At 73.9% G+C, this 7,058-nt stretch carries 5 protein-coding genes; 1 reads left to right on the top strand and 4 read right to left on the bottom strand.

The annotated features are described in order from the left end of the window. Nucleotides 1-52: 52 nt before the first annotated feature. A complete protein-coding gene (locus EEJ42_RS04095) occupies nt 53-1,324 on the bottom strand; it encodes a L,D-transpeptidase (protein WP_123098640.1) in 1,272 nt (423 codons plus the stop codon). A gap of 291 nt (nt 1,325-1,615) precedes the next feature. Between EEJ42_RS04095 and EEJ42_RS04090 the strand changes: the two genes are divergently transcribed. Continuing rightward, entirely contained in the window at nt 1,616-1,930 is a 315-nt protein-coding gene (locus tag EEJ42_RS04090) for a hypothetical protein (protein ID WP_123098639.1), read from the top strand. Between the two features lie 75 nt (nt 1,931-2,005). Here EEJ42_RS04090 and hutH read toward each other — a convergent pair whose 3' ends face one another. The 3 genes from hutH to EEJ42_RS04075 form a co-directional block, all read right to left on the bottom strand. Then, nucleotides 2,006-3,550, bottom strand: coding sequence for a histidine ammonia-lyase (gene hutH, locus EEJ42_RS04085; RefSeq protein WP_123098638.1), 1,545 nt, complete (start codon nt 3,548-3,550; stop codon nt 2,006-2,008). A 1,117-nt stretch (nt 3,551-4,667) separates the two neighbouring features. Then, on the bottom strand, nt 4,668-5,765 hold the full coding sequence (locus EEJ42_RS04080) for a GGDEF domain-containing protein (RefSeq protein ID WP_123098641.1): 1,098 nt from the start codon (nt 5,763-5,765) through the stop codon (nt 4,668-4,670). Between the two features lie 205 nt (nt 5,766-5,970). Further along, on the bottom strand, nt 5,971-6,765 hold the full coding sequence (locus EEJ42_RS04075; RefSeq protein WP_123098637.1) for an enoyl-CoA hydratase/isomerase family protein: 795 nt from the start codon (nt 6,763-6,765) through the stop codon (nt 5,971-5,973). Nucleotides 6,766-7,058: the final 293 nt, after the last annotated feature.

Below are 7,058 nucleotides of genomic sequence, written 5' to 3'. Positions count from 1 at the left end.
GCCGACCCTCATCGGGTCGGCCGCCGCCCGGCGGTGAAGGTCGGACGTGGCGTCAGGCGCCGGTCGCGCTGCCCGCCACCCACTGGCTCCAGTCCATGTTCCAGCCGTTGAGGCCGTTGTCCGGAGCCACGGTCTTGTCGTTGGAGTTCTTCACCACCACGACGTCACCGATCTGGGAGTTGTTGTAGAACCAGGCGCCTTCCGTGTTGGGGTCGTTGGCGCCCTTGGTGTCCGACAGGCCCACGCATCCGTGGCTGGTGTTCTGGCTGCCGAAGATGGACTTCGCGCCCCAGTAGTTGCCGTGGATGAAGGTGCCGGAGGTGGACAGCCGCATGGCGTGCGGCACGTCCTTGATGTCGTACTCGCCCTTGCCGTCGTCGTCCGTGAAGCCGACCGTCGCACCGTTCATCCGGGTCTCCTTGAACTTCTCGGAGATCACCATCTGACCGTTGTAGGTCGTGTTGTCGGGGCTTCCGGCCGAGATCGGAATGGTCTTGATCAGCTTGCCGTCGCGCACGACCTTCATGGTCTTGGCCTTGGCATCGACCGTGCTGACCTGCGAGTGACCGACCTTGAACGTGACGGTCTTCTCCTGGACGCCCTTCACACCCGACGACGCCTCGACACCGTCCAGGTCCAGCTTCAGGGTGACGGTGGAGTTGGCCTTCCAGTAGTCCTTCGGGCGCAGGTCCAGCCGGTTGCCGTTGAACCAGTGACCGACGACCTCCTGACCGCTGCTGGAGGTGACCTTGATGTGGGACTGGACGTCCTTCTTGTTGGTCACCGCCTTGTCGAAGTTGATCGACACCGGCATGCCCACGCCGACCGTCGAGCCGTCCTCCGGCGTGAAGTTGCCGATGAAGCTGTTGGCCGGGGAGACGGTGGTGAAGGACGAGTGCTCCGTGGCCTTGCGGCCGTCGGAGTCCTTGGCGGACGCGCTGATCTTGTACTGGGTGGACCGCTCCAGCTGCCCGTCCGGCTTCCAGGACTTCCCGTCGGACGATATGGATCCGGCCACGGTGGAGCCGTCGGCCTTGGAGACCATGGTCACCGAGGTGAGCTTGCCTCCGCTGACGGTGACCTTGGTGTCGCGGTTGATGCCCGCATCGGTTGCACCGGTCTTCGGCGTGATCTTGATTTGGGCGTCCGAGGCGTCCTTGGCGGCTGCCTCGTCAACCTGCGACTGCCCCTTGCCACCGCCCTTGCTGTCGCTGCTGTCGCCGTCCCCGCCACAGGCGGCCAGAGTCAGTACCCCGCTGAGCACGGCGGCCGCGGCCACCAGCCCCCTACGGCGCTTGCCGTACGTCATCACACGCTTCTCCATTTGCGACTGGACCCCAAAACCCAAGACCAAACCAGCAGACCTATCCACCAAGAACGCCTGTACCTTTTGGTCGGTTCCACGCCCAGTAAAACTGTGCGCGAGGCCACTTAGCAAAGACGCTGGTCCAGCTTATGACGCAGCGTTGCGAATCCGGACAAACCATGACAGGCCGGGATTAGTCATATGGTGCGGAGGAGGCCTCCGCCCCGGATCGCTACCGCCCCGCCCCTCCAAGTCACTACGATCGGGCACACGGGGTCAATTCGCCGCAGCCGCAAGGAGGATGCCGTCGTGTCCGCACGCCGACCGCTGCTGACCGCTGCCGCAGCCGGTTCGCTGCTGTGCGCCCTGTGGTTCGTCCCCTCCGCCAACGCGACGGTCGAGTCCGACGGGCCCTCGTCGTCCTCCGGCGCGTCCTCCGGTACGGCACGGGGCGAGGCGCCGTCCCCCTCCCGGCCCCGGACCGAGGCCGTCCCGGACGAAAACCTCGCCGACACCGGCAGCGTGGACGTCACCCCGTACCTCGCCGGAGGCACGGCCTTCCTGGGGCTCGGGGTCACGATGGTGACCGCCTCCGCGCGCCGTACGCGCACGGAGGCGTCCTGACGATGCCGTCCTGACGATGCACCGTCAGCCGACCATGCACCGTCAGTCGACCGTTGCCGCCCTGACCATGCACCGTCAGGCCAGCGGCCCCGTCACCGATTCGACCGCCTCGGCCAGCCTCCCGGACCGTACGAACGCCTCGGCGGCCGCCAGGTCCGGCGCCAGATAGCGGTCCCCGCCCGGCCCCTCGACCCCCGCCCCGCGCACCGCCGCCAGCACCGCCCGGGTCGCGGGCGCGGGCACCAGGCCCTCCCGCAGCTCCACCGCGCGGGCCGCCGCGACCAGTTCGATCGCGAGGACCCGGGTCAGGTTGTCCACCACCGTGCGCAGCTTGCGCGCCGCCGACCAGCCCATGGAGACGTGGTCCTCCTGCATCGCGGAGGACGGGATCGAGTCGACCGAGGCGGGCACCGCGAGCCGCTTCAGCTCGCTCACCAGCGCCGCCTGGGTGTACTGCGCGATCATCAGCCCCGAATCCACGCCCGGGTCACCCGCCAGGAAGGGCGGCAGCCCGTGCGAGCGGTTCTTGTCCAGCAGCCGGTCGGTACGGCGCTCCGCGATCGAGGCGAGGTCGGCCGCCGCCACGGCGAGGAAGTCCAGGACGTACGCGACGGGCGCGCCGTGGAAGTTGCCGTTCGACTCCACCCGGCCGTCCCGCAGCACCACCGGGTTGTCCACGGCGGACGCCAGCTCCCGGTCCGCGACCAGGCGGGCGTGCGCGAGCGTGTCCCGCCCCGCGCCCGCCACCTGCGGGGCGCAGCGGATCGAGTACGCGTCCTGGACGCGCGGCGCGTCGTCCTGGTGGTGCCCGGTCAGCCCGGAACCGTCGAGCACCCGCAGCATGTTGTCCGCGCTGGCCGCCTGGCCGGGGTGCGGGCGGATCGCGTGCAGCTCGGGCGCGAGCACCCGGTCCGTGCCGAGCAGCGCCTCCAGCGACAGGGCGGCCGTCACATCGGCGACGGTGTACAGCCGGGCCAGGTCGGCGCACGCGATGACCAGCATGCCGAGCATCCCGTCGGTGCCGTTGAGCAGCGCCAGGCCCTCCTTCTCCCGCAGCTCCACCGGCTCGATGCCGTGCGCGGCCAGCAGCTCGGCCGCGGGCCGCACCTCCCCGTCGGGCCCCTCGGCCTCGCCCTCCCCCATCAGCGCGAGCGCGCAGTGGGACAGCGGCGCGAGGTCGCCGGAGCAGCCGAGGGAGCCGTACTCGTGCACGACGGGCGTGATCCCCGCGTTGAGCAGGGCCGCCATCGTCTCCACGACCACGGGCCGCACCCCGGTGTGGCCGGACGCCAGCGTCTTGAGCCGCAGGAACATCAGCGCCCGCACCACCTCGCGCTCCACCCGCGGCCCCATCCCGGCCGCGTGCGAGCGGACGATGTTGCGCTGGAGCTGGGCGCGGAGGTCGGGGCTGATGTGGCGTACGGCGAGGGCGCCGAAGCCGGTGGAGACGCCGTACACGGGCTCGGGCTTGGCCGCCAGGTCGTCGATGACCCGCCGCGCGGCGGCCACGGCCGCCAGCGCCTCCTCCGCCAACTCGACCCGCGCCCCGCCGCGCGCCACGGCGACGACGTCCTCGGCGGTCGTCCCCGACGTCCCCACCACCACAGTGTGCATATCCATATTCAGGCACCCTAGAGAGTGAATCCCCGAGTGTCACCCCGGCTCCCTTTCCCCCCGCCCCGGGACCCCGCTCCTCAAGCGCCGGAGGGGCTGGGGGTGGGGCCGCTCCGCCCCGGGCGAAGGGCGGGGCCGACGACGCGGCACACGGGACGAGACGGAACGAGGCGCGGGCCCGCGCCCGACGGGGCCCGGGAGGGGACGCCGGGGCGCCCCGGCGCGAGGCTGGGACGGAGTCCCCGAAGCGGGCACGGGTGCGGAGCCCGCGGGGTGCGGGGCAGAGCCCCGAAGGCCACGCCGTGNGGGCCCGCGCCCGACGGGGCCCGGGAGGGGACGCCGGGGCGCCCCGGCGCGAGGCTGGGACGGAGTCCCCGAAGCGGGCACGGGTGCGGAGCCCGCGGGGTGCGGGGCAGAGCCCCGAAGGCCACGCCGTGCCCCCGGCCCCGGGGGCACGGGGGCGGAGCCCCCGGTTCGGGACGGGGCAGGGCGGGGAACAAAGCGCGGCGCCGCACCCTACGAACGGGTAGCCGTGAAGCCCAAGCGGGCTCGGGGCACAGCCCAGTGCGGGCCGCCCCTTGCAGGAGCCANCGGAACGAGGCGCGGGCCCGCGCCCGACGGGGCCCGGGAGGGGACGCCGGGGCGCCCCGGCGCGAGGCTGGGACGGAGTCCCCGAAGCGGGCACGGGTGCGGAGCCCGCGGGGTGCGGGGCAGAGCCCCGAAGGCCACGCCGTGCCCCCGGCCCCGGGGGCACGGGGGCGGAGCCCCCGGTTCGGGACGGGGCAGGGCGGGGAACAAAGCGCGGCGCCGCACCCTACGAACGGGTAGCCGCGAAGCCCAAGCGGGCGCGGGGCACAGCCCAGTGCGGGCCGCCCCTTACCGGAGCCCGGGACGCAACCCTGGAGGGCACACGGGGCAGAGCCCCGAAGGCCACGCCGTACCCCCGGCCCCGGGGGCACGGGGGCGGAGCCCCCGGTTCGGGACGGGGCAGGGCCGGGGAACGAAGCGCGGCGCCGCACCCTACGAACGGCGGCCGCGAAGCCCAAGCGGGGTACAGCCCCGGCGGGCGGAGCCTCGCGGGTGCGGGGGCGGAGCGCCCGGTTCGGGGGGCGCGGCGCGGTGCCTACGGGCGGCGGCCTCGGAAGCGGCGGCGTTCCGGGGGGCGGTCCGAGGGGGTGTCGGCCAGGCGGATCACCGGGTCGTCCGGGCCGCCGTCCCGGCCCGCGACCACCGGCTTCAGCGAGCGCGCCGCCTTCGCGCGGTACTGGGCCGCGTCCGCGAGGCGGAAGAGGCGGCGGGCCGAGGACACCGGGCCGATCGGATCACCCGTCGAGGCGACCCCGCAGGCGACCCCCTCGCCCATCTCCAGCTCCGCGGCCCGCCGGCACAGCTCATCGGCCACCCGCACCACCTCGTCCGCCGGTGGCCCGACCCCCAGCAGGCAGAACTCATCGCCGCCCAGCCGCGCCACCAAGGCGCCCGGCAGCATCGCGCCACAGAGGGAGAGCACTGTGCCGAAACGTTCCAGCAGGCGGTCTCCCACCGCGTGCCCCAGGGTGTCGTTGACCCGCTTGAGGCCGTTCAGATCGCACACCACCAGCGTCACCACCGTGCCGTGCTCGCGGTACGCCTCCAGCGCCTCGTCCAGCCGTATGTCCACCGCCCGCCGGTTGCCCAGCCCGGTCAGGGGGTCGGTGAAGGCCAGGCGGCGGGCCTCCTCCAGGCGTTCGATCTGGGCGAGCCCGGCCGCCGCCACCGAGGCCAGGACGGTCGCGAAGTCCGCGTCCCCCCGGTCGAACACCGGGCTCCCGGCCGCCCGCGCCACATACAGCTCGCCCCACGCGCGCCCGTGCAGCACCAGCGGCGCGACCACGCACGAGCCGCGCCCGCGCCGCCGCAGGGCTGCGACGCGCTGGTGGCAGTACGAGGCCGGGCCCGGCCCGGTGCCCTCCGCGGTCTCCACCCACGCGTGCGGCTCGCCGCCCGCGGCCCACCGCTCGTGCAGAAACTCCGCGATCTCCGGGAAGTCGTGCACCGGATACGACTCGTCGTCCGGCACCGGCTCCTCCCCCGGCATCAGCTCGCCCACGTTCACCAGGACCCGCAACCGGCCCCGCTCCCGCTCCCACACCGAAACCGCCGCGAAGGTGCCGTCCAGCGCGCGGCACGCGCTCTCGGCGGCGGCGCCCACCGACTCGCGAGGCGTGGGCGCCGCCGCCATCGCCTGCGCGAGCCCCACCACCGCCCGCAACCGCCGGTCGACCCCTCGTCCCCCGTCGTCCCCGTTGTCGCTCACGTCGGCCTCGCATTCCTCACCGCGCGCACCCACCGGAGGCGCGCGCGTCCGCTCTGCACTCAAGAGTAAGAATGTCGAGGACAATCCGCTTTGGCCCATTCGCCCCTGGTATCGGCCGAAGTTGCGGGCCTCACTCCCCGGGCCACTCCGGCTTGCGCTTCTCGTTGAACGCCGCCACGCCCTCCGCGCGGTCGCCGGAGAAGGCGATCGTCCGCCACCCCGCGTCCTCGACCTCCAGCCCCGCCGGGAGGTCCAGGCCGTGCCCGAGCCGCAGGGCCCGCTTGGCGGCGCGCAGCCCGACGGGCGAGTTCGCGGCGATCCGCCCGGCCAGCTCCAGCGCGGCCGTACGGTCCTCACCCGGCGCGACCAGTTCGTCCACCATCCCCAGCGCGCGGGCCTCCTCGGCGGGCACCCGGCGGGCCGAGAAGATCAGCTCGGCGGCGCGGGCGGCGCCGACCCGGCGGGGCAGCAGCTGCGTACCGCCGCCGCCCGGGATCACGCCGACGGACACCTCGGGCAGCCCCACCACGGCCGTGCGGTCGGCGACGATCACGTCGCAGGACAGCGCCAGCTCGTAGCCGCCGCCGAGGGCGAAGCCGTGCACGGCGGCGATGGCGGGCACGGGCAGCTCCAGCACGCCCGTGTAGGCGGCGCGGGAGACCGGGCGGTGGCGCATCATCTCGGCGTCGGAGAAGGAGTTCCGCTCCTTGAGGTCCGCGCCGACGCAGAAGGCCCGCTCATGGGTGGAGGTGAGCACGACGGCCCGCACCGAGGCGTCCTCCGCGAGCGCCGCGCACGCCGCCGCGATGCCCCGGGCCATCTCGGAGGACACCGCGTTCATGGCCTTCGGCCGGTCCAGCACCAGCTCGGCCACGAAGCCGTCCCGCCGGACCGCGACCCACTCCCCGTACCGCTGCTCACCCATCTCGCACCCTCCCGGTTAACGACCGTGAACCGTTGCCCGGGCTACGTTACCGGCGCCGCCGCCAGCGCATCAGGAAGGCCGGCATCGACGGCCGAGGCCGGTGACCGGCGTCGCCGCCCCCGTCCGCCTCCCCCTCCTCGTCGTCGGCCGAAGCCCACGACGGTACCGGCGCGGGCGTTGAGCCCGCCCCCGCGCCTCGGGGCCCGCCGGGGGCTGGAGCCGCGCCCGGGTTCGCGGCCGCACCCGGGCTCGGGGCAGCACCGGGAGCCTGTGCCGCACCCGCGCCGGGGGAC

It is taken from the genome of Streptomyces botrytidirepellens (assembly GCF_003721215.1).
GTDB classification, from domain to species: domain Bacteria; phylum Actinomycetota; class Actinomycetes; order Streptomycetales; family Streptomycetaceae; genus Streptomyces; species Streptomyces himastatinicus.
The sequence above is the reverse complement of the archived record's forward strand: the minus strand, read 5'-3'. Positions and strand labels throughout refer to the sequence as shown.